Here is a 21,115-nt window from a genome sequence, read left to right as displayed (position 1 = left end):
ACCCTTTTATGGTATAATTACACAATGCTGTTAAAACTGTTAATAGCAATCTGTCTGATAATCACAGGCTGCAGCATGCCGCAAGTCGTTGTTTTACATGACCCTTTGACAGCAGAGGAACATCTTCAGCTGGGATTGAGCTATGAAAAAAAAGGGCTTATTGATGAAGCAATAAAGCATTATCAGGATGCATCAAAATCTGATGCAAGAGGGTTTCTCTTTCTCGGAAATTTATATTTAAATCAAACTAAATATGATGAAGCTGAAGAATATTATAAAAAAGCAATGAAAAAAGACAGCAAACTTGCTGATGCTTATAATAATCTGGCATGGCTTTATTACTTAAAAGGTGAAAAACTTGAAGAAGCTGAGGAATTAGTTAAAAAAGCTATAGAAATTGAAAAGAACAAGCCTGATAAAGTTAAGATTTATCTTGATACACTTGAAAAAATTAAAAATCAAAAATCAAAATAGGAGGTGCCTTATGTTTAAGAAATTTCTTTCAGTTTATCTCATCGTAGCAATCCTTATTATTGGCACAGTTCAGTCATTGAGTGCTGGAGTTATTCCATCGGAGATGACCCTCAATGTAAAAAGTCAGGATATGGAAAAAGTTCAGAAATTTCTTGAAATGAAAATAGTTTCTCAGAGACTTAAAGATTTTGGTTATTCTGAAAAGGAAATCATGGATAGACTTTCAAACCTTGATGAACAGACATTACATAAACTTGCATTAAAAATTGATGAAATAAAAATTGCTGGAGATGCAGGAGCTGCTGTTATCTTAGCCCTTGTAATTATTGCCTTAGTAGTGTTAATTATTAACCTTACAGGGCATAGAGTAATGGTAAAATAATATATCTCATAAAGGGGTTGACAAAAAGATTAAACCAATGGTAAAAAAATAAAGTCAAAGGGATTTCAGTTTTTAGCTCAAATTCTAACGTGAAAGGAGGTGACTTAAGAAGATGAAGAAAATATTGGCATTGGTAGTTTCATTAATTCTTATGGTATCCTTTAGCTTTGCATTAGGATGCAAAAAGGCTGAGGAGAAAAAACCTGCTGAGGCACCAGCACCAGCTCCAGCTCCTGCACCAGCTCCAGCTCCTGAAAAAGCTCCTGAGGCTCCAAAAGCTCCTGAAAAAGCTCCTGAGGCTCCAAAAGCTCCTGAAAAACCTGCTGAGAAAAAATAGTTTAGCAGGATACAAACAAAAGCAACACCGGGAGTCTTTTCCTGGTGTTGCTTTAAATTCCTTAAAAATGTTAAACTTTCTGAAAGAGTGGGTTTCCCCACTCTTTTATTTTGATAGATTTGAGGAAGTTCATGAATATTAAAGAATTAAAAGAAAAAATAACAGAATACGCAAAAGAAGTTAGCGAACAGGAAGGAGTTGAAATCCTCAATGTAGAAATACATCCTGGAGGAAAGGGATTAATTTTAAGAATTTTTATTGACAAAGAAGAAGGAGTAACTATTAAAGACTGTGAAAATTTCTCAAGAGCTATAGAAGCAATACTTGATGTGGAAGACCCTATAAAAAGTTCTTACACTCTTGAAGTTTCTTCTCCTGGTATTGATAGACCTCTTAAAGAGAAAAGGGATTTCTTAAGAAATATTGGAAGAAATGTAAAAATCACCACAAAAGAAAAGATAGCTGATCGCACTTTTTTTATAGGGAAAGTTATTGATGCTGGAGATGATTGGGTAAGAATAGAAATCAAGGAAACAAAAAGGAAAGGAACAAAAAAATCAGAATCAGCACTTCTCTTTATACCTTTTAATAAAATTTTAAAAGCACAGGTCTATATAGGGTAGGAATATGGGTAAAGAGCTTAAATTTCTGGTAGAACAGATAATGAGAGAAAAGGGAATTACTAAAGACGCTGTAATAGAGCTTCTTGAGGCAGCTCTTATTTCAGCTATAAGGAAGAAATATGGCAATAAATCTTCAATTAAAATAAAAATTGACCCTCAAACTTTTGATATTAATATCTTTGAAATTAAGAGAGTGGTAGAAGAAGTAAAAGACCCAGCAGGTGAAATCTCCATAGAAGAGGTAAAGCAAAAATATGTTGATAAAGGTATTGGAGATACAGTAGAAGTGCCTCTGTCTATTCAGGATTTTGGAAGAATCGCTGTTCAAACCGCAAAGCATGTGCTCTTTCAGAAAATAAGAGAGATTGAGAGGTTACAGATTTTTGAAGAATTTAAAGACAAAGTTGGTAACATAGTTAGCGGTACAGTGTTAAGAAAGGAAAAGGGGAATTTCTATATTCTCGTTGGAAAAGCAGAAGCTGTTCTGTCAGAAAAGGAAGTCCTGCCACAGGACAATCTAAAAAGAGGAGATATTATAAAAGCCTATATATTTGAAGTAAAACAAACATCAAAAGAGCCTGTAATAAAACTTTCAAGAACCCATCCAAATTTTGTAATTGGACTGTTTACACTTGAAGTGCCAGAAATTCAGGATGGAATAGTCCAGATAAAAAGCATTGCAAGAGATCCAGGAGAAAGAACAAAAATAGCTGTTGCATCCCGAGATCCTTCAGTGGACCCTGTTGGAGCCTGTGTTGGAATGAAAGGAACAAGGGTTCAGGCTGTTGTAAGGGAGTTAAAGGGTGAAAGAATTGACATAATTCCTTACAGTGATGATACGAGCTTCTTTATCGCAAAAGCTCTCACTCCAGCAACTGTTCTCAAGGTAGGTATAAATGAAAAGGAAAAAACAGCAGTAGTGGTTGTTGAAAATGACCAGCTTTCGCTGGCAATTGGTAAAAAAGGACAGAATGTAAGACTTGCTTCAAGGCTGACAGGCTGGAGTATTGATGTATTGAGTGAATCAGAATATGCTCAGATGAAACTAAAAGAAAATGTTTGAAATAAATGAATGGATTAAACCTTCCCGTTCAGTACCTAAAGGGTGTAGGTCCTAAAAAAGCCAGTCTTCTTAAAAAGTTAGGCATACAAACAGTTAAGGATGCTTTATACTATTTTCCTTTTCAGTATGAAGACAGAAGAAATAAAAAAAGCATTTTTGATATAAAACCAGGAGAAATTGTTGGTGTAGAAGGACATATAGTTCAGATTAATGAATTAAAAACAAAAACCAATCTATCAATAATTGAAGCAATTATTTCAGATGCAACAGGCTATCTTAAAGCAAAATGGTTCAATCAGCTTTATTTAAAAAAGATTTTAAAGGAAAAACAAAAAATAAAACTTTTTGGCAAAGCTCAGATTGACTGGAGAGGAGCTTACATAGAGATTGTCAATCCAGAATATGAAATCGTAGAAAACTTAAACTCTCAAGCTCAGGAAATTCTCCCTATATACAGGCTCACTGAAGGTATATCCCAGAGGCAGATGCAATCAATAATGCAGGCTGCAGTAGAATTTTCAATTCCTTTTATACAAGAGCATTTACCTGAAAAAATATTAAAAAAATTGAGTTTACCCTATCTAAGCGAAGCTATAAAATATGTGCATTTTCCACCAAAAGACGCGGATGTAAAGAGTTTAAATGAAAAAAGCTCTCAGTTTCATAAAAGAATTATCTTTGATGAGTTATTTTTACTTCAACTTGGAATTCTTATGATGAAACAGAACAGACTTGCTGAAAAAGGTATATCTTTCAAACCAGAAGGAAAACTTTTAAGAAATTTTCTTGAAAATCTTCCTTTCCAGCTTACTACTGCACAGCAAAAGGTTATAAAAGAGATTCTTCAGGATATGGAAAAACCTGTTCCAATGAACAGGCTTCTTCAGGGAGATGTGGGTTCAGGTAAAACAGTTGTTGCCGTGGCAGCAATGCTTGCTGCCATTGAGTGTGGATATCAGGCAGCTCTGATGGCACCAACAGAGATACTTGCAGAGCAACATTACATAAATATCTATTCAATGCTAAAAGGATTACCTGTTAATGTTTTAATTTTTACGTCCACTTATAACAAACATGCGAACCTTATTGCCTCAGGAGATGCAAATCTAATTATTGGCACACATGCTTTAATTCAGGAAGATGTTCACTTTAAAAACCTGGGATTTGTTGTTATAGACGAGCAACACAGATTCGGAGTAATCCAGAGGGCAATACTGAAAAAGAAAGGACTTAATCCAGACACACTTGTAATGACAGCAACTCCTATTCCAAGAACAATGGCACTTACTGTTTATGGAGACCTTGACTACTCTGTGCTTGATGAACTTCCTCAGGGAAGAAAACCTGTTTTAACAAAGGTTATAGAACCACAGAATAAAAAAGTAGTTTATAAGATGATAGAAGAAGAAGTTAAATCTGGTGGACAGGTTTATGTTGTCTATCCTTTAATAGAAGAATCTGAGGCAATGGATCTGAAATCAGCAACTCAGGGATATGAAGGCTTACAAAAGCTTTTTCCTCAATACAAAGTTGGGCTTATTCATGGAAAAATGCCATCAAAACAGAGAGAAGAAATAATGAAAGAATTTCGGTCTGGAAGAATTCATATTCTTGTTGCTACAACAGTTATTGAAGTTGGCGTAGATGTTCCAAATGCCACTTTAATGATAATAACACATGCAGAGAGATTTGGACTTGCCCAGTTACATCAACTAAGAGGAAGGGTGGGAAGAGGAGCGAGACCTTCAAAATGCATTCTCATGCCTTATAAATTAACGGAAGAGGCAAAGCTGAGGCTAAAAGCAATTGTAAACTACTCTGATGGATTTAAAATAGCGGAAGAGGATATGAAAATAAGAGGACCGGGAGAACTCTTTGGAGTTAAACAGTCAGGAATGCCTGATCTGAAAGTTGCTGACCTATTACGAGACCAGAGTGTCCTTGATACCGCAAGAAAAGAAGCAGAAATAATCTTAAGAGAAGACAGAACTCTTAATTCATATCCAAGAATAAAAGCTCTGCTTGAAGAATTCTGGAGAAACAAAGTTGAGATATTTATGACAGCTTAAATCCTGCATTTACATGCCTTGAAGCAAGTTCAATCCTGTTTTTACCTGTCCTTTTTGCCTGAAGAAGTGCCATGTCAGCTCTCTGTATTGCCTCTGTTAAAGTATCATTTGTTTCAATCTCTGCTATACCAATACTTACAGTTATAAAAATTTTTTCATTCCCGATTTTAACTGCTTTTTTAGCTATATTTTCTCTTACCCTTTCCATCGCCATGAATGCCTTTATTTCATCGGTTTCTGGAAGTATTATTAAAAACTCTTCACCTCCGTATCTTGAAACAACATCACCTGTTCTTAAAAAATTCTTAATCTGCAGAGCAATGTGATTTAAAACTTTATCTCCAGCAAGATGTCCGTAAGTGTCATTTATGGATTTAAAGTTATCTATATCAAGCATTGCTATAGATAAATGCTGTGAGTGCCTTTTTGCTCTTGCCATTTCCTCCATCAGTCTGTTCATTCCTGCTGTTCTGTTGTAAACTGAGGTTAATTCATCAAAATAAAGCTGATTTTCAAATTTTTCCAAAGATGTATGAATTATTTTCTCCATTTTTCTTCTCATAATCTTAGCAATTAATAAATTTACTGCTAATGTGATTATTCCTGATAAAGAAGTCAGCAATATAAACTCTTTTCTGTCATAGGTCCCAAATACAAAAATAAAAGATAAAATTATCATAAAAGCAGCAATGTTTAAGGCAAAAAATTTATTTATGTCTTTTGTTATGCTCATTACCATTACTCTTGGATTCATCCTCTTCCTCCTTAAGTTTTTTAAGAAATAAAAAAAACAAAATCCATGCCAGACTAAAATTTACTTTAAAAGCACGATTTAAATAACACTACCTGTCAAAAAATAGGCATTTTTTACCTAATGGGGTCAAAATTTCCAACAAAGTGTAATATAATATTTTCTATGAAAGCATGGGTCATAGCTGAAATAACTGAAATCAGAGATAACGATCCTTTAACTCTCATTGAAATGAAAAATCCTGTACCTGAACCAGGTGAAGTAGTTATAAAAGTTCATGCCTGTGGAGTCTGTCACACTGAAATTGATGAAATAGAAGGAAGAGCAGCTCCCTCATTTTTACCGATAATTCCAGGGCATCAGATTGCAGGTGAAGTTATAGAAACTGGCAGAGAAGTGAAAAAATTCAAAATTGGTGACAAAGCTGGTGCAGGATGGATTTATTCAGCATGCGGTAAGTGTGAGTATTGTTTAAAGGGACTGGAAAATTTATGCAATAACTTCAAAGCAACAGGAAAGGATGCTCATGGTGGATATGCAGAGTATTTTAAAATTAACGAAAATTTTGCTTTTCATATTCCTGAAAATCTTGATTTTGAAGAGGTTGCCCCACTTTTCTGTGCAGGTGCAATTGGTTATAGAGCTTTAAAGCTTACAAATCCTGAAAACATGCAAAACATTGGTCTTGTGGGTTTTGGAGCATCAGGACATCTTGTTTTGAAAATGGTAAAATTTCTACATCCTGATACAAAAATCTTCGTATTTTCAAGAACACTTCCAGAAAGACAACTGGCTATGGAACTGGGTGCATACTGGGCTGGAAACTTTGATGAAAATCCTCCTGAAAAACTTGACTCTGCAATTGATACAACTCCAGTATGGAAGCCACCTGTAAGTGTGCTTAAACATCTTAAACCAGGAGGCAGGCTCGTAATAAACGCAATAAGAAAAGAGGAAATTGATAAAAATGAACTTTTGAACATTGAGTATTCAGGAGATTTATGGCTTGAAAAAGAGATTAAAACTGTGGCTAATATCACGAGAAAAGACATTCAGGAGTTTCTTCACATTGCCTCAAAAATTCCAATAAAGCCAGAGATTGAAATATATACCTTTTCTGAAGCAAACAAAGCAATCAAAGAGATAAAGCAAAGAAAAATAAGAGGGGCAAAAGTTTTAAGGATTGGAGGATAAAATGAACAATAAAGAAAAAGTCTTAGAAATAATTAAGAGGCTTGATTCAAGATATCCGAATGTAAAAACAGCACTCAATTTTAATACTGCCCTTGACTTACTTGTGGCAACAATACTTTCAGCTCAAACCACAGATGTAAACGTAAACAGGGTTACTGAAAATCTGTTTAAAAAATACAGGACAGCTCGTGACTATGCAAATGTTTCCATTGAAGAGCTTGAAAATGACATAAAAAGCATTAACTTCTATAAAAACAAAGCAAAATATATAAAAAACCTTGCAAAGGAATTAATTGAAAAATTTAACGGAGAAGTGCCAAAAAAAATGGATGAACTTGTTACACTTCCAGGAGTTGGCAGAAAAACAGCAAACATCGTGCTTTGGAATGCCTTTGGAATAAATGAAGGAGTGGCTGTTGACACCCATGTAAAAAGAATTTCAAAGCTTTTAGGCCTTACCAAAAATACAGACCCTGACAAAATTGAACAGGATTTAATGGAGATAACACCTCGTGAATACTGGGGAAAACTCTCTCACTTGCTCATAATGCTTGGAAGAGAAATCTGCAAAGCTAAAGCACCACAGCATAAAATATGTCCATTAAATGATATCTGTCCAAGTAGCGGGATTTAAAAAGCTACCCTTTCAGGATTGCTGTAAATGTTAAATCTGTTGCCTCTTAAAAAACCTATTACTGTTAAATTGACTTTTTGAGCCATTTCTACTGCCAGAGAAGTAGGGGCTGTTCTGCTTACAATTATGGGAATTTTCCATTTTGCAGTTTTCAGTGCCATCTCTGAAGAAATCCGTCCACTTACGAGCATAATTTTACCTTTAAAGCCCACTCTATTGAGCAATGCCCATCCAATTACTTTGTCCACTGCATTATGTCTACCTACATCTTCTGCAATAAATAAAATCTCTCTGTCATCTGCCAGTGCTGCAGCATGAATGCATCCTGTTGTTCTATAAAGATTTGATTTTTCCTGAAACTCTTTAAAGAGACGAAATAAAGTATTCTGCCCGACTTTCAGATCATCATCAATGCTACCTTTTACATCACTTAAAAAACTTACAGAACTCATACATCCTGAGGTAATTGTTTTACCATCAAGAGAAACATGTCCTTCAAGTTCAACCCTGGCATTAATCTCTTTTTCATTTTCTTCAATAATTATTTTCTCAGGACACCACTCTCCCTTTAAAATATCTTCTGTCATAAGAAAGCCTATAACGAGTTCTTTGATCTGCACAGGAGAAGCAGATAGAGAAACAACTTCCTCATTGTTTACATAAATTTTTATTCTTTTTTCCACAGCCACAGTATCATCCACTTCTATAGCCTCATCTTGTTTAACTCTAACTATTTTTTTATTTTCAAGTGGTTGCATAATTGTATTTTAGCTCATTAATTTTTTTCTTGCAAAATATTTTAAAAAACTGCTATTCTGAAGTTAGAAAAAATTTTCAGGAGGTAGCTGTGTTTAGTATCAGTTCAAAAGCAGCCGAAAAGGCAAAAGCAATCCTTAAGCAGGAGGGCAAAGAAGGTTGGGGTTTGAGAATATTCTCAGCAGAAGGATACTGCAGCCCCTCATTCGGTCTTGATATTGATGAAAATCCTCAGGAAGGTGATGAAGTAGTGGAAAAAGATGGATTAAGGGTCTTTATGGATAAACAGACCTTTGATCTACTCAATGAGCTTGAACTTGACTACTATGAGGATGAAGAACAGGAAGGATTTATTCTTAAAGGTCCAATGCCTTCATGTGGACCAGGCTGTGGAGGTTCCTGCGGCGTATAAGCGATGTTCCCAGTTCATCGTCCAAGAAGACTGAGAAAAACTGAGATTCTGAGAAAGATGGTGAGGGAGACAACCCTCACCCCTCAGAATTTTATTTATCCCATGTTTGTTGTCCCCGGGAGAGGAGTTAAAAATCCTATTTCTTCAATGCCTGATTGTTTTCAGGAAAGTGTTGATGAAGCAGTAAAAACAGCCAAAGATGTGTTTTCCTTAGGAATTCCTGCAATAATTCTATTTGGAATTCCAGAACATAAAGATGAGAAGGCATCATCAGCCTATGATGAAAATGGTATTGTTCAGACTGCTGTAAAGGCAATAAAAGATGCTCTGCCAGACTTAATTGTCATTACTGATGTATGCCTTTGTGAATACACATCTCATGGACACTGTGGAATTATAAAAAATGGAAAAATAGACAATGACTCTACCCTTGAACTGCTTGCTCTTGAAGCAGTATCACATGCACGGGCAGGTGCAGATATTGTTGCTCCCTCTGATATGATGGATGGAAGAGTGGGGAGAATACGCAAAATGCTTGATGATGAAGGATTTAGTGATGTTGTTATTTTGTCTTATGCAGCAAAATATGCCTCCGCTTTTTACGGACCGTTCAGGGAGGCTGCACAGAGTGCTCCAGCCTTTGGTGATAGACGCTCCTATCAGATGGATCCGGCAAATCGGAGAGAGGCTCTCAGGGAAGTTGCTCTTGACATTGAAGAAGGAGCTGATATTGTAATGGTTAAGCCGGCACTGGCATATCTTGATATTATCTCAGATGTGAAAAATAACTTTTCCGTTCCTGTGGCTGCATACAATGTAAGTGGAGAATACTCAATGATTAAAGCTGCAGCTCAGCTTGGCTGGTTGAATGAAGAAGCTGTAATGATGGAAGTTCTTACAGCAATAAAAAGAGCTGGTGCAGACCTTATTCTTACATATTTTGCAAAAAAGGCAGCAAAATTACTTAACAGTTAAAATTTATTGATGGATAAATATATACTTCAAACTTCCTTTAAACCAAAGGGAGACCAACCAAAAGCAATAAAACAGCTTGTTGATGGTATAAAAAAAGGATACAGGCATCAGGTTTTACTCGGTGTTACTGGCTCTGGGAAAACCTTTACGATTGCGAATGTTATTGCTAAAGTAAACAAACCAACCCTTGTTATTGCCCACAATAAAACACTTGCAGCACAGCTTTATGGAGAATTAAAGGAACTCTTCCCATACAATGCTGTTGAATACTATGTAAGTTATTATGACTACTATCAACCTGAAGCATACATTCCAGAGACAGACACATATATTGAAAAGGATGCACTGATAAATGATGACATTGACAGAATGAGGCATTCTGCAACCCTTTCTGTTCTTACTCGCAGGGACGTTATAGTGGTAGCCTCTGTATCGTGCATATACGGAATTGGCTCTCCCGATGACTATATGTCAATGCACATAAACATTGAAGAAGGAATGATTACTGAAAGAGATGCACTGTTAAAAAAGCTCGTTGAAATTCTCTATACAAGAGCAGAGAATGAATTCAGAAGAGGAAGTTTTCGTGTAAGAGGAGATGTGGTTGATATTTATGCCTCCCACTGCCTTGATAAAGCTTATAGAGTTGAGTTTTTTGATGATGAAATTGATGCCATATACGAGATAGACCCACTTACAGGACGAAGGCTCAAAAGAATTCAAAGAATATTTATTCCACCAAACAGCCACTGGGTAACACCTGAGCCAAGACTGAAAAGAGCAGTTGAAACCATAGAAGAGGAACTGCAAGAAAGAATTAAATATTTCAAAGACAGAGGTGAGAATCTTTTTGCTGAAAGAATTGAAAGAAGAACCCGTTTTGATCTTGAGCTTTTAAGTCAGTTTGGGCACTGTCACGGAATTGAAAACTACTCAAGACATCTGAGTGGAAGACTTCCCGGCGAGCCACCGTTTACATTGATAGATTACATTTACGCAGGTCCTTCAAAGGGAGATTTTTTAACAGTGATTGATGAAAGCCATGTTACAGTTCCTCAGATAGGAGGAATGTATGAGGGTGACCGCTCTCGTAAACAAACGCTTGTTGATTATGGATTCAGACTTCCCAGTGCCCTTGATAATCGTCCTCTTACCTTTAAAGAGTTTGAACATAGAATGAATTATGTAGTATATGTTTCGGCAACGCCAGGTGATTATGAGATTGAAAAGTCTGGTGGCAGAATTGTTGAGCAGATTATAAGACCTACAGGACTTGTTGACCCAAAGATTGAGGTGCGTCCAGCTTCAAATCAAGTTGAGGATTTACTTGATGAGATTCAAAAAAGAGTTGAAAAAGGAGAAAGGGTTCTTGTCACCACGCTCACAAAAAAGATGGCTGAGGATTTGACTGACTACTATACAACTCTTGGCATAAAAGCAAAGTATCTTCATTCAGATATTGATACCCTTGAAAGAGTTGAAATTCTGAGGGATTTAAGACTTGGCAAGTTTGATGTTTTAATTGGAGTAAATTTACTCAGGGAAGGGCTTGACCTTCCTGAAGTATCCTTAGTTGCCATATTTGATGCAGACAAAGAGGGATTTCTCCGCTCTGAGAGATCACTTATTCAGACAGCAGGAAGAGCCTCAAGAAACGTAAATGGCACTGTAATTCTTTATGCAGACACAACTACAGAGTCAATGAGAAAAGCCATTGAAGAGACTGAAAGGCGAAGAAAGATTCAACTTGAATATAACAAAAAAATGGGTATTGTCCCAGAAACAGTAAAGAGTAAAATCAAGGATATACTATCATCAATCTACGAGAGAGACTACTTTACTCCTGATGTTGTTAAAGAAGAGGTGGAAGAATATGAACTCAGTGAAGACACATTAAAAAGGCTTGAAGCAGAAATGAAGCATGCAGCAGAAAATCTTGAGTTTGAAAAAGCAGCAGAGATAAGAGACAGGATATTTAAAATAAAAGAAAAGATGATAAAGTTAGGATTAAAGCTTAATTCTTGATTTTTACACCTGCCATCTCCCTTATTCCTTCAATTATTCTTGGGCTTAGATGGTATATTTTATCACTTATAAAGTAGATGTTTCCTTTTTTGAATGCATTCGTGTCTTTCAACTTTAAAATAAGTCTTTCATAGACTGTTTTATGCCCTGCGCCAAAAAAAATTATCTCTGGATTTAACTTTATAACTGTCTCTATGTTGATTGATGAAGTCTCTGCGATATTTTTTAGTCCAAGCAGATTCATAACCTCATTTATGTGAGATGATTTCCCAGCAACTGTAAGAGGCTCAGCCCATATTACAAATAATGCCCTCTGTCCATTGAAAGGCTTTTTTATTTTTTTAATGCTTTCTTTAAATTCACGGGCAACAATTTTAGCTTCCCTTTCCTTACCAATTGCAATTCCCAGTCTTATTAATTCATCAGGCATGTTTTTCAGAGTCTCTGGAGCATAAACATGAACTTTTATACCGAGCTCTACCAGCCTGTTGTAAACCTCCTTGGGAGTGACATCCTTTGAAATTATTACAAGGTCTGGTTTTAAAGATAGTATCTTTTCATAGGATGGATCCATCATACCTCCAGCTTTTGGTTTTTTAGTTACTTCCTGAGGCCATTTGCAGTAGTTGGAAACTGCAACAAGCCTGTCAATTGCTCCAAGATAATAAACTGCCTCTGTAACTGATGGCGCAAGAGAGATAATTCTCTGAGGCTCAGCAAAGCCTGTTGTCGCGAGAATTAAAAATGTTATAAAAGATACCAGAATCCTCATTTTATTCTTAGAGCTTTTCCTGCAATCATTAAAAAGGCTTTATCGCATATATCCATTATCCTCTGATTTGCAGTTCCTGCAATATCAATGAATTTTCTTCCAAGCTCTCTTTCAGGAATTATTCCAAGTCCAACCTCATTTGCTACGATAAATATGTGAATGCTATCTTTAACTTTTTTTAATGAATCAATAAATGATTCAGTGAACTCCTCATAATCATATCCTTCAATAATAAGATTTGTAAGCCATGTGGTAAGACAATCAACTACCACTGAAGAGTTCTCAGGGATTTTCATAATTGCCTCCATTAAATTTATGGGCTCCTCTATGGTAATCCACTGGCTGCCTCTTTCTTTTTTATGTCTTTCAATGCGTTCTTTCATCTCATTGTCAATAGCTCTTGCTGTAGCAATATAGAAAAGCCTCTTGTTTATTTCTGCTTCTTTAAGGGCAAATCTTGTTTTTCCGCTTTTTATACCACCAAGAATAAAAATAATCATATCAACTCCTTAAAAACTCTTTCATTTCTTTAAAAAATCTCTCATTCTCCGCTCTGCTCTTTACAGAAACTCTTATGAAGTTTTCATTGAGTCCATAAAAGTTTGAACAATCCCTGATGAGGACTCCTCTTTCAATCATGTACTGGAAAACGCCTTTTTTGGGAATTTCAAAGAGATAAAAATTTGCTACTGATGGAAAGTATTTGAGTTTAAGTTCATTAAGGGATCGTTCAAAAAAGTCCTTCTCACTTTTAAAAAATTCATAACTCTGTCTTTTAAAATCTTCATCCCTGATTATTTCTTCTGCTATCAATTGGGCAAGGCTATTTATACTCCATGGATGTCTATATTTTTTTATTCTTTCAACAATCTGGATGGAAGCAACAGCATAACCGAATCTCAATCCAGCAAGTCCGTAAAACTTTGTAAGGGAGCGTAAAACAATAATATTCGGTGATACTTCTCTGAAAAGACTTTCCTCTGGAACAAAATCTATAAATGCTTCATCAACAACAAAAATGGTATCTTCGTAAAGAGAGGCAAGTTTCAGGATTTCACTCTTTTCAATCAGCCATCCTGTTGGATTATTGGGATTGCAGATAAAAACCATTGCATATTTTCTTTCTTTCATTGTTTTCCATAGCATTTCAATAATTTTCTCTTTACTCAGAGAAAAAATTCTCTCAATATCGTTTATATCATTGAATTTACAGGCTCTTTCATACTCTGTGAATGTTGGTTCTAATAACAGTACAGATTCAGGCTTTAATGCCTGAACTGTAAGATATATGAGCTCTGTTAAACCGTTCCCGCATATAATCTTTTCTGATGGGATATCATAAAGCTCAGATAAGGTTCTTACAAAAGCTCTCGCTTCAGTGTCAGGGTATTTGTGGAGAAATGGAAATTTTTCAATAACCTTTTTCTTTATTTTTTCAGGTAAAGGAAGGGGATTAACAGATGAGCTCATATCTAAGATTTCATATGGAGACTTTCCTGTAAGCTCTGAAACAGTGTAAATATCGCCTCCGTGTCTCATAAAATGCTCCTGAGAACAATAGATGTTGAAATAAATATAAAGCTGCTTGTGATGATAATTTTAATGCTTAAATTAACATCTTCTCGGCTGACAATTTTTAAAATATCTCCAATAAAGGGTTTTTCAACAAAAATGCCCTCATAGTAGTTGGGACCTCCCAGTCTTACTCCTAAAGCACCAGCTATGGCTGCCTCAGGTATTCCACTGTTTGGGCTACTATGTTTTTTCCCATCCCTTAACATAGTCTTTAATGAATTTTTTCCTGAAGAAAAACCAGCGACAATAAATGAGCTTAAAACTATGAGCACTCCAGTTATTCTTGCAGGAATATAGTTAAAAACATCATCCATCTTTGCTGAAAACCATCCAAAATCTATGTATCTTTCATTTTTATAACCTACCATTGAGTCAAGAGTGTTCACAGTTTTATATAAAACTAAAAAAGGAAAACCACCAATGAAAAAATAAAACAATGGAGCAATGACCGCATCAGAGAGATTTTCAGATAGGCTTTCAATAATTGCTATTCTTATCTTTTCTTCTGAAAGATTCCCTGTATCCCTTCCAACAAGAGCTTTCAGTGAAAGCCTTGCCTGAACTAAATTTCCTTCATCTAAAAGCTTATTTACCCCCTTAGCTTCATTAATTAGACCTCTTAAAGCAATAAAGAGACTGCTGAATATGGCAAGAAAAATAAATGAAAATAGCCACGTAATATGCGAAAGTTTGCTTAAAATATCTAAAAAATAAACAAAAATAATTGAAAATAAGAAAACAATGAATGTTACTGATAAAAAAAGCAAAAAGCCTCCAAATCTGCCTGTGAGTTTCATATCTCTTAAAAATTCTTCAGTTTTTTTAATGAGTTTGCCAATTGCTACAACAGGATGGTATCTTTTAGGGTCTCCGATTAAAAAATCAATTAAAAATGCCAGAGCTACTGTCCAGCTTTCAACATAAAGTATCTTCATAGTCCTGATATTTTCCATATTTTATCCATATCAAGATGTTTTTCCATTGTTTCTGCAAGGCTATCTAAAAAAGATTCTTTAAGCTTTCTCCATGAAAAGGTATAATTAATTGGGGTTAATCCCTTTTTAGTTCTTTGTCTGTTTATTAGCCATCTTCTTAAGGCATCACTTTCAAATGCTCCGTGAATATATGTTCCCCAGACATTCTCAGAGCAAAATCCATCAAACAGTGTCTCATCTGTTACTCTTCTCTTTATTTTGAAGAGATTTAACTCTCCATAACTCACTCCTTTATGAATTTCATAACCTGTAACTCTCACTGAAGGCTCAGAACATAGATAGCCTTCAACCTGAGTGGTTATTTTCTCAGGATAAAACACTGTTTTAACAGGCACCATACCTAAGCCATCAAACTCCTTGACAGGAGTTTCAACCATATAAGGGTCCTCCAGTTTTTCACCGAGCATCTGAAATCCACCGCATATTCCGATTATTTCAACTTTATTTTTTGCAAGCTCCCTCAATGTTTCATCAATCTTTAGCTCTCTAAGAAGCTTTAAATCCTCAAAGGTTTTCTTTGAGCCGGGAATGATTACTACATCAGCATTAAACAGGTCTTCTTTTCTTAATGAATAAACTAACTCTACATCTGGCTCAAATCTCAATGGCTCAAAATCACTGAAGTTTGATATGTATCGTAGTCTTAAAATAACTATCTTTACTGCATCATCTGAATTAAAGGAAAAAGAGTTTGATAGCCTCGCTGAAACTCCGTCTTCCTCTGCTATTCCGGTTTCATCCATATATGGAAGCACACCAAGACAGGGCTTTTTTATCATCTCTTCAAGCTTTTTTATTCCTGGTAAAAGAATATCTATGTAACCTCTGAATTTGTTAATTATAAAACCTTTAATAAGTTTGTCATATTCTTCAAGAAGCTTTACAGTTCCATAAATTGAGGCAAAAACTCCACCTCTGTCAATATCTCCCACAATAATAACAGGTGCTTTAAGATAATCTGCAACAGCCATATTAACAATGTCGTTCTCAAGAAGGTTTATCTCAGCAGGACTTCCAGCACCTTCAATCACTAAGAATTCGTATTCCCTGCATAAATAATCAAGTGATTTCTTTACAGCTTCCCACAGATTCTTCTTTCCCCAGTAAAAATCATCTGATTTCAAAGTCTTATAAAGCTTACCATGAACAACAACCTGAATACCCTGTTCACCAGCTGGTTTAAGTAATACAGGATTCATATGAACTGAAGGAGTAATACCAGATGCCTCTGCCTGAATTGCCTGAGCAACTCCTATCTCTCCTCCGTCCTCTGTAACAAAACTCTGTAAACTCATGTTCTGGGCTTTAAATGGTGCAACTTTTATACCTCTTAGCCTTGCAATTCTACATAAAGCTGTAACAATCAGGCTTTTCCCACAATTTGAAGATGTTCCCTGTATCATCAATAACTTAGCCATCTCACAGACAACAAAAAGCAAAGAATAAAAACAATCTCTGTTATCTCAACAGTAGCTCCAAGATGGTCTCCTGTTATTCCGTTGAACTTAGTTTGAAAGAATTTTTTTAGAATTATTAGAAGTATGCAAAGTATAAATACAACCAGAGGCAAAAAAATAAAAATTTTTAATGTAAAGTAAATCAGTAAAAACGAAGGCAAGGATGAAGATAGAATAAACTGACCTTTATTGATTTTTCCAATAAATATAGCTCCAAGACCTGTGTTTTTTGCAGGTTTTCCATAATACATTAACGGAATTACTGACCACCTTGAAAATGTAAAGATAAAAATAAGTGTCATGAATTGATTTATCTCAATAAGTTCTTTAAAAAAAACAAATCTGCAAAGAATATCAAATACTGATACCACAACTCCTGCAACACCAACTGTGCTATCCTTCATTATTTCAAGTCTTCTCTGTATGTCCTTTTCTTTCTGACCTGTTTCTCTGTAAAAGAGAGCATCAAAGGTGTCTGAAACTCCGTCAATGTGAAATATTCCTCTCAGTGAAAATAAAAATAAAAGTAAAATAATTGAGATAACAGCAGACGAGAATATATAGTTTAATCCTTTAATCAATAAAACAGAAACCGCTCCCTCTAAAAGTCCCACAAAAGGGAAAAAAATAACTGAGCCTGCAATATTTTTTTCATTAATTTTCTCTGCTTTTAAAGGTAAAACAGTTAAAAATGAAAGAGCAATGAGAAATCTATTTATCACTTTTACTTACACCTGCCTCATCAAAAGTTGCCATCTCTCTATAAATTTTTAGCCCTGCTTCAATAACTGTCATGGCAACTGCTGCACCAGTTCCTTCACCAAGCCTCAGGTTTAAATCAACTAAAGGCTTAAGTCCAATAAAGTCAAGTGCTTTTTTATGCCCCCTTTCAACAGAGTTGTGTGAGGCAAAAATGTAATCTTTCACAGATGGATTTATACAGTAAGCAATCAAAGCTCCTGCTGTTGAGATAAATCCATCAACTATAACTGGAAGCCTTAAATGGGCACAGCAAAGGACAACTCCTGCTATTGCTCCTATCTCAGGCCCTCCAATCTTTGATAAAACATCAAAAGGGTCTGAAGCATCAGGTTTGTTTATCTTTATTGCTCTTTTAATTACTTCAACTTTTCTCTTGAAGGTTTCTTCATCTATGCCTGTTCCCTTGCCAGTAACTTCCTCAACCGGTGAATTTGTAAGAACGCTTACAACTGCAGAAGAAGGTGTTGTATTGCCAATTCCCATCTCTCCAGTAGCAAAGAGATTATAACCTTTTTGGTGATACTCTTTTACAAGTTCTATGCCGATTTCTATACATTTTATTGCATCACTGCGAGTCATTGCCATTCCTTTTGCAATATTTCCAGCTCCCTTTACAACTTTTTTTGATACTAATCCATCAATCTTTCCAAAATCGTAATCCACGCCCACATCAACAACCACAACATCTGCTCCTGCATGTCTTGCCAAAACATTTATACCTGCTCCACCTCTTAAAAAGTTAAAGACCATCTGGGCAGTAACTTCCTTTGGATAGGCAGAGACACCTTCCTCTGTAACTCCATGATCAGAGGCAAAAACAAGCACAGCCTTTTTCTTTATCTCAGGCATCGGATTTTCATAAATAGCAACAAGCTTTGCTGCAATCTCCTCAAGCCTTCCAAGGCTTCCCGGTGGTTTTGTAAGATTGTTAAGCCTTTCCCATGCAATCTGAATAAACTCTTTTTTTAATGGTTGAACTTCAAGATTTAACATCTCCATATCTCAAGAAAAAGATTTTTGTCTTTCCTTATCTTTTTTCCAAACGAAAATCTTATAGGTGACTTAAAAATCGGTCCGTCATAAACAAATGTATGATACTCTCCTTTTTCACCGCACAGATCAACATTTTCTAAGGCTTTTAAATTTTTAATGAAATCAAAATCAATTTCCCTTCCAAGCCATTCACTACCAAGAAAAGAGGAGTTTGTTGAGCAGACTATTGCTTTAAAACCAGATTTTATAAACTCTTTAAGAAGCTTTTCCCTCTCTTCATTCCACAATGGCAGAATCGCCTTTATCCCTGTCTTACCACATACCCTTTCAACCCATTCTCTGTGCTCCTCAAGGTCAATATCACCAAATACTCCTGCATCAATTCCCTGTTTTTTTAATTGCAAAAGAGTTTTTTTAAACTCCTCTTCATAGCTTTCCCATGTTGTTTTTCTTTGAATAACTGGGATGCCGATAGCTTCTGCCTGAGCTTTAATTAGCTGAGAGCTTAGTCCGTGAGAGCGGGAAAAATCTCCCTGCTCTGAAAGCATATTAACGAGATAGACCACATCAATACCATTTTTCATTGCCCTGTGGCAGGCTAATGAGCTATCCTTTCCTCCGCTCCATGAAACAAAGGCTCTTAAAATAGCCATCTCACTCCTCCAGTAATTGTTCTTCTTGGCATTGGATAATACTGAACATACTCATATGCTCTGTCAAAGAGATTTTCCACAGACAGTGTAAACTCAAGATTTTTTACTGGTCTGTATGAACCTTTAAGATTTACCACAGTAAAATCGCTTTTATCAACGACTTTTCCATAATTTTTAGATGAAGGATTCCAATCAACAACCTTCTCATCTGCATTGTAGTTGGCGATTAATCGTAAATCCCATTTATCCTTCCCAGCCATTATTCCAAACGAAGCTATGCATTTTGGTGTGTATTGAAGAGTTTTCCCATATTTTTGAATCTCCGATTCATCTTTAGTTGAGTATCTCGTATGGTATGTAAAGTTAACAAAAGGCTTAAGTGACAGACTTAGTCCGCTACTTAATCCAATATCGTATGAAATACTTCCTTCTATACCCTGAATTGTTGCTCCTGAAACATTTTTAAATGTTTGAGCATTAAGAATGCTGTCATAATAGCTTAGGATTTTATCCCTGAACTCTGAATTAAAAAATGTAAGCTCTGTATTGAGGAAATCCTTTGCATAAGAGACTCCCACATCATAGGACCTACTTTTTTCTGGTTTTAAATTAGGATTACCTAAATAATGAGTTCCCCATGAAGAAACATAGTCAGCTGCGAGCTCATCGGGTGCAGGTGCTCTAAAAGCAGTGCCAGCATTGGCTTTTATTGATAAATTCTCTATGATTTTGTATAAAATGCCTCCTCTGATGGTTACATGGTCAAGACTTTCTTTTCTTGGCTTTAAACTGTTAATACCCTCTGTTGGCAGTATTTCATTTTCAAAGTAGTCATAACGAACTCCTGCATTAAGAAAAAGTTTTTTATTAAAAAAGCTTAATCTACCTTCAGTAAACACTCCGTAGCTGTCATACTCTGAGTTGGGATTGTAAGGAGCACCTTTGTTTCTTGAGCTTTTAATCTCTATTCTGTCCCACTGCCCTCCAATTATTACTCTGTGGTCATCTATTGAGAATATCTTTTGAATGCTTGCTCCCTGTGTGGTAGTCTTTTTTAAGGTAATATCATTCGGTGTTTCCCAAGCCCCTGCTATAGAACCTTCATAATCTTCTCTTGTATCCCTTGTAAAGTAGTATCCAGCTTTTAAGGTTTCTGTTTTATACTCTAAATCAAATCTGTTTCTTTCAATGTCCTTGTAATCATCAGGGTCTGGTGAGTATCTTGCTCCAGGTGAGCCGATCTTCCATCCTTTCCAATGCTGAAATCCAAAAGATATATGTTGTTTATCAAAAAAGCTGTATCCTAAGCGGGCTGATAAAGATTCATCATTGTAGCCAGTGTTTTCTATTTTCCCATAATTTTTTGCTGAGTAGTCATCAATTGCAGAACGGCTTCCAGAGAGATAAAAATCAAAATCTCCTTTCTTACCATTTAATTCAGCCTTTGTTTTCCAGAACTGCCATGAACCAGACTCTATACCAGCTGAACCATGTATGCCTTCTTCTTTACCCTGCTTTGTGATTATGTTAATTACACCTCCCATTGCCGAAGAACCATAAAGAACTGATGCAGGTCCTTTAACTATCTCAATTCTTTCTATATCATCAATTGGTATTGTTGCAAGATTTACTGTTCCTGCACGATTTCCATTTATAAGAACGAGAACTCTGCTTTTAAGGTCATCAAAAAGGTCTGTCCAGAATCCTCTTAATCCGATTTTGCTTGTTAATAATCCCGGATATTTATGAATATGACCAATTGCTGATTCTGTAATTAAGTCTCCAGCATTTTTTGCCGTAGAATTTTTAATCTCCTCCTGTGTTATAACCTGAACAGAGTAAGGAACATCCTTTTTAGGCTCTTCAATCCTCGTAGCTGTTACAACGATTTCATCAAGCTGAGTTTCAGCTGCCAAGATTGGCTGATAGAAAAGTAAGAAAAAACAAAGAAAAAAAAGGAAAATCATGGCAAATCCCTCCCTCGAGGAGTTGGAAGCTCAAGGAGCCTCCAGCTGGACAGGTCTTCCGGCTTTGGGCTCAGACTCCTACTTGCCCGCCTTCCCGGAGATTTCTCTCCAGTGGCTTAATGGGCTTTCGTTCCCAACACGGCTGCGGGGCAGCGGGGGATTCTCACCCCTCTTCCCTTAGTCCAGCCAAGAAAGTATACAAGATTTATCTAAAACTGGTCAAATATCTTGACATAACCCAATCTT

At 35.9% G+C, this 21,115-nt stretch carries 22 protein-coding genes and 1 riboswitch; of the genes, 11 read left to right on the top strand and 11 right to left on the bottom strand.

Annotated elements, in window-relative coordinates; translation table 11 throughout:
- Positions 1 to 75 precede the first annotated feature (75 nt).
- The 6 genes from V4D30_RS02050 to recG all read left to right on the top strand — a co-directional run bounded on the left by V4D30_RS02050 (position 76) and on the right by recG (position 4,948).
- A complete protein-coding gene (locus V4D30_RS02050; protein WP_353684592.1) occupies positions 76 to 474 on the top strand; it encodes a tetratricopeptide repeat protein in 399 nt (132 codons plus the stop codon).
- A 10-nt stretch (positions 475 to 484) separates the two neighbouring features.
- A complete protein-coding gene (locus V4D30_RS02045) occupies positions 485 to 856 on the top strand; it encodes a PA2779 family protein (protein ID WP_353684591.1) in 372 nt (123 codons plus the stop codon).
- A 112-nt stretch (positions 857 to 968) separates the two neighbouring features.
- Positions 969 to 1,193 (top strand): hypothetical protein, encoded by a 225-nt coding sequence (locus V4D30_RS02040; RefSeq protein ID WP_353684590.1) that lies wholly within the window; start codon positions 969 to 971, stop codon positions 1,191 to 1,193.
- Between the two features lie 131 nt (positions 1,194 to 1,324).
- Complete coding sequence (gene rimP / locus V4D30_RS02035; protein WP_353684589.1) at positions 1,325 to 1,816, top strand: ribosome maturation factor RimP; 492 nt, start codon at positions 1,325 to 1,327, stop codon at positions 1,814 to 1,816.
- Between the two features lie 4 nt (positions 1,817 to 1,820).
- On the top strand, positions 1,821 to 2,879 hold the full coding sequence (nusA, locus tag V4D30_RS02030; RefSeq protein WP_353684588.1) for a transcription termination factor NusA: 1,059 nt from the start codon (positions 1,821 to 1,823) through the stop codon (positions 2,877 to 2,879).
- 5 nt (positions 2,880 to 2,884) lie between these two features.
- Positions 2,885 to 4,948: an ATP-dependent DNA helicase RecG gene (gene recG / locus V4D30_RS02025; protein WP_353684587.1), complete on the top strand. Its 2,064-nt coding sequence runs from the start codon at positions 2,885 to 2,887 to the stop codon at positions 4,946 to 4,948.
- Here recG and V4D30_RS02020 read toward each other — a convergent pair.
- The gene (locus V4D30_RS02020) at positions 4,935 to 5,702 is read right to left on the bottom strand and encodes a GGDEF domain-containing protein (protein ID WP_353684586.1); all 768 of its coding nucleotides are present in this window, start codon (positions 5,700 to 5,702) and stop codon (positions 4,935 to 4,937) included. The genes recG and V4D30_RS02020 overlap by 14 nt on opposite strands.
- Before the next feature lie 162 nt (positions 5,703 to 5,864).
- On the opposite strand from V4D30_RS02020, the gene V4D30_RS02015 reads away from it, so the two are divergent.
- Positions 5,865 to 6,893 carry a zinc-dependent alcohol dehydrogenase family protein gene (locus V4D30_RS02015; RefSeq protein WP_353684585.1) on the top strand — a complete coding sequence of 343 codons (1,029 nt, stop codon included), beginning with the start codon at positions 5,865 to 5,867 and terminating at the stop codon, positions 6,891 to 6,893.
- 1 nt (position 6,894) lies between these two features.
- Entirely contained in the window at positions 6,895 to 7,527 is a 633-nt protein-coding gene (gene nth, locus V4D30_RS02010; protein ID WP_353684584.1) for an endonuclease III, read from the top strand.
- On the opposite strand, the gene fdhD is transcribed toward nth, so the two are convergent.
- Entirely contained in the window at positions 7,524 to 8,285 is a 762-nt protein-coding gene (gene fdhD / locus V4D30_RS02005) for a formate dehydrogenase accessory sulfurtransferase FdhD (protein WP_353684583.1), read from the bottom strand. The two genes, nth and fdhD, sit on opposite strands and share 4 nt — an antisense overlap.
- Positions 8,286 to 8,374: 89 nt before the next feature.
- On the opposite strand from fdhD, the gene V4D30_RS02000 reads away from it, so the two are divergent.
- From V4D30_RS02000 to uvrB, 3 genes are read left to right on the top strand one after another with little or no spacing between them, the layout of a single operon-like run.
- The gene (locus V4D30_RS02000; protein WP_353684582.1) at positions 8,375 to 8,695 is read left to right on the top strand and encodes an iron-sulfur cluster assembly accessory protein; all 321 of its coding nucleotides are present in this window, start codon (positions 8,375 to 8,377) and stop codon (positions 8,693 to 8,695) included.
- Between the two features lie 3 nt (positions 8,696 to 8,698).
- Positions 8,699 to 9,670, top strand: coding sequence for a porphobilinogen synthase (gene hemB, locus V4D30_RS01995; RefSeq protein ID WP_353684581.1), 972 nt, complete (start codon positions 8,699 to 8,701; stop codon positions 9,668 to 9,670).
- A 9-nt stretch (positions 9,671 to 9,679) separates the two neighbouring features.
- Positions 9,680 to 11,695, top strand: a complete 2,016-nt coding sequence (gene uvrB / locus V4D30_RS01990; RefSeq protein ID WP_353684580.1) for an excinuclease ABC subunit UvrB — start codon at positions 9,680 to 9,682, stop codon at positions 11,693 to 11,695.
- On the opposite strand, the gene V4D30_RS01985 is transcribed toward uvrB, so the two are convergent.
- The 9 genes from V4D30_RS01985 to V4D30_RS01945 are packed head-to-tail and all read right to left on the bottom strand — an operon-like array spanning position 11,685 to position 20,869.
- Positions 11,685 to 12,467 carry a helical backbone metal receptor gene (locus tag V4D30_RS01985; RefSeq protein WP_353684579.1) on the bottom strand — a complete coding sequence of 261 codons (783 nt, stop codon included), beginning with the start codon at positions 12,465 to 12,467 and terminating at the stop codon, positions 11,685 to 11,687. The two genes, uvrB and V4D30_RS01985, sit on opposite strands and share 11 nt — an antisense overlap.
- A complete protein-coding gene (cobU, locus tag V4D30_RS01980; protein WP_353684578.1) occupies positions 12,464 to 12,967 on the bottom strand; it encodes a bifunctional adenosylcobinamide kinase/adenosylcobinamide-phosphate guanylyltransferase in 504 nt (167 codons plus the stop codon). The genes V4D30_RS01985 and cobU overlap by 4 nt, the downstream gene beginning before the upstream one ends.
- A gap of 1 nt (position 12,968) precedes the next feature.
- A complete protein-coding gene (gene cobD / locus V4D30_RS01975; RefSeq protein WP_353684577.1) occupies positions 12,969 to 14,006 on the bottom strand; it encodes a threonine-phosphate decarboxylase CobD in 1,038 nt (345 codons plus the stop codon).
- Positions 14,003 to 14,977 (bottom strand): adenosylcobinamide-phosphate synthase CbiB, encoded by a 975-nt coding sequence (gene cbiB / locus V4D30_RS01970; RefSeq protein ID WP_353684576.1) that lies wholly within the window; start codon positions 14,975 to 14,977, stop codon positions 14,003 to 14,005. The genes cobD and cbiB overlap by 4 nt, the downstream gene beginning before the upstream one ends.
- On the bottom strand, positions 14,974 to 16,455 hold the full coding sequence (locus V4D30_RS01965; RefSeq protein ID WP_353684575.1) for a cobyric acid synthase: 1,482 nt from the start codon (positions 16,453 to 16,455) through the stop codon (positions 14,974 to 14,976). Before V4D30_RS01965 ends, cbiB begins: the two co-directional genes overlap by 4 nt.
- Positions 16,440 to 17,216, bottom strand: coding sequence for an adenosylcobinamide-GDP ribazoletransferase (cobS, locus tag V4D30_RS01960; RefSeq protein ID WP_353684574.1), 777 nt, complete (start codon positions 17,214 to 17,216; stop codon positions 16,440 to 16,442). Before cobS ends, V4D30_RS01965 begins: the two co-directional genes overlap by 16 nt.
- Entirely contained in the window at positions 17,206 to 18,249 is a 1,044-nt protein-coding gene (cobT, locus tag V4D30_RS01955; protein WP_353684573.1) for a nicotinate-nucleotide--dimethylbenzimidazole phosphoribosyltransferase, read from the bottom strand. The genes cobS and cobT overlap by 11 nt, the downstream gene beginning before the upstream one ends.
- Positions 18,243 to 18,902, bottom strand: coding sequence for a diphthine--ammonia ligase (locus tag V4D30_RS01950; protein ID WP_353684572.1), 660 nt, complete (start codon positions 18,900 to 18,902; stop codon positions 18,243 to 18,245). The genes cobT and V4D30_RS01950 overlap by 7 nt, the downstream gene beginning before the upstream one ends.
- Entirely contained in the window at positions 18,890 to 20,869 is a 1,980-nt protein-coding gene (locus V4D30_RS01945) for a TonB-dependent receptor (protein ID WP_353684571.1), read from the bottom strand. Before V4D30_RS01945 ends, V4D30_RS01950 begins: the two co-directional genes overlap by 13 nt.
- Before the next feature lie 30 nt (positions 20,870 to 20,899).
- Positions 20,900 to 21,097: riboswitch (cobalamin riboswitch) on the bottom strand.
- Positions 21,098 to 21,115 lie beyond the last annotated feature (18 nt).

Origin of the sequence: Thermodesulfovibrio sp. 3907-1M, from assembly GCF_040450955.1 — a bacterium.
Classification (GTDB): Bacteria; Nitrospirota; Thermodesulfovibrionia; order Thermodesulfovibrionales; family Thermodesulfovibrionaceae; genus Thermodesulfovibrio; species Thermodesulfovibrio autotrophicus.
The sequence above is the reverse complement of the archived record's forward strand: the minus strand, read 5'-3'. Positions and strand labels throughout refer to the sequence as shown.

Bases quoted from the DNA above. Each gene is read 5' to 3' on its own strand.
- V4D30_RS02050 (WP_353684592.1), top strand. From the start codon at position 76: ATGCCGCAAGTCGTTGTTTTACATGACCCTTTGACAGCAGAGGAACAT.
- V4D30_RS02045 (WP_353684591.1), top strand. From the start codon at position 485: ATGTTTAAGAAATTTCTTTCAGTTTATCTCATCGTAGCAATCCTTATT.
- V4D30_RS02040 (WP_353684590.1), top strand. From the start codon at position 969: ATGAAGAAAATATTGGCATTGGTAGTTTCATTAATTCTTATGGTATCC.
- rimP (WP_353684589.1), top strand. From the start codon at position 1,325: ATGAATATTAAAGAATTAAAAGAAAAAATAACAGAATACGCAAAAGAA.
- nusA (WP_353684588.1), top strand. From the start codon at position 1,821: ATGGGTAAAGAGCTTAAATTTCTGGTAGAACAGATAATGAGAGAAAAG.
- recG (WP_353684587.1), top strand. From the start codon at position 2,885: ATGAATGGATTAAACCTTCCCGTTCAGTACCTAAAGGGTGTAGGTCCT.
- V4D30_RS02020 (WP_353684586.1), bottom strand. From the start codon at position 5,702: ATGAATCCAAGAGTAATGGTAATGAGCATAACAAAAGACATAAATAAA.
- V4D30_RS02015 (WP_353684585.1), top strand. From the start codon at position 5,865: ATGAAAGCATGGGTCATAGCTGAAATAACTGAAATCAGAGATAACGAT.
- nth (WP_353684584.1), top strand. From the start codon at position 6,895: ATGAACAATAAAGAAAAAGTCTTAGAAATAATTAAGAGGCTTGATTCA.
- fdhD (WP_353684583.1), bottom strand. From the start codon at position 8,285: ATGCAACCACTTGAAAATAAAAAAATAGTTAGAGTTAAACAAGATGAG.
- hemB (WP_353684581.1), top strand. From the start codon at position 8,699: ATGTTCCCAGTTCATCGTCCAAGAAGACTGAGAAAAACTGAGATTCTG.
- uvrB (WP_353684580.1), top strand. From the start codon at position 9,680: ATGGATAAATATATACTTCAAACTTCCTTTAAACCAAAGGGAGACCAA.
- V4D30_RS01985 (WP_353684579.1), bottom strand. From the start codon at position 12,467: ATGAGGATTCTGGTATCTTTTATAACATTTTTAATTCTCGCGACAACA.
- cobU (WP_353684578.1), bottom strand. From the start codon at position 12,967: ATGATTATTTTTATTCTTGGTGGTATAAAAAGCGGAAAAACAAGATTT.
- cobD (WP_353684577.1), bottom strand. From the start codon at position 14,006: ATGAGACACGGAGGCGATATTTACACTGTTTCAGAGCTTACAGGAAAG.
- cbiB (WP_353684576.1), bottom strand. From the start codon at position 14,977: ATGAAGATACTTTATGTTGAAAGCTGGACAGTAGCTCTGGCATTTTTA.
- V4D30_RS01965 (WP_353684575.1), bottom strand. From the start codon at position 16,455: ATGGCTAAGTTATTGATGATACAGGGAACATCTTCAAATTGTGGGAAA.
- cobT (WP_353684573.1), bottom strand. From the start codon at position 18,249: ATGTTAAATCTTGAAGTTCAACCATTAAAAAAAGAGTTTATTCAGATT.
- V4D30_RS01950 (WP_353684572.1), bottom strand. From the start codon at position 18,902: ATGGCTATTTTAAGAGCCTTTGTTTCATGGAGCGGAGGAAAGGATAGC.
- V4D30_RS01945 (WP_353684571.1), bottom strand. From the start codon at position 20,869: ATGATTTTCCTTTTTTTTCTTTGTTTTTTCTTACTTTTCTATCAGCCA.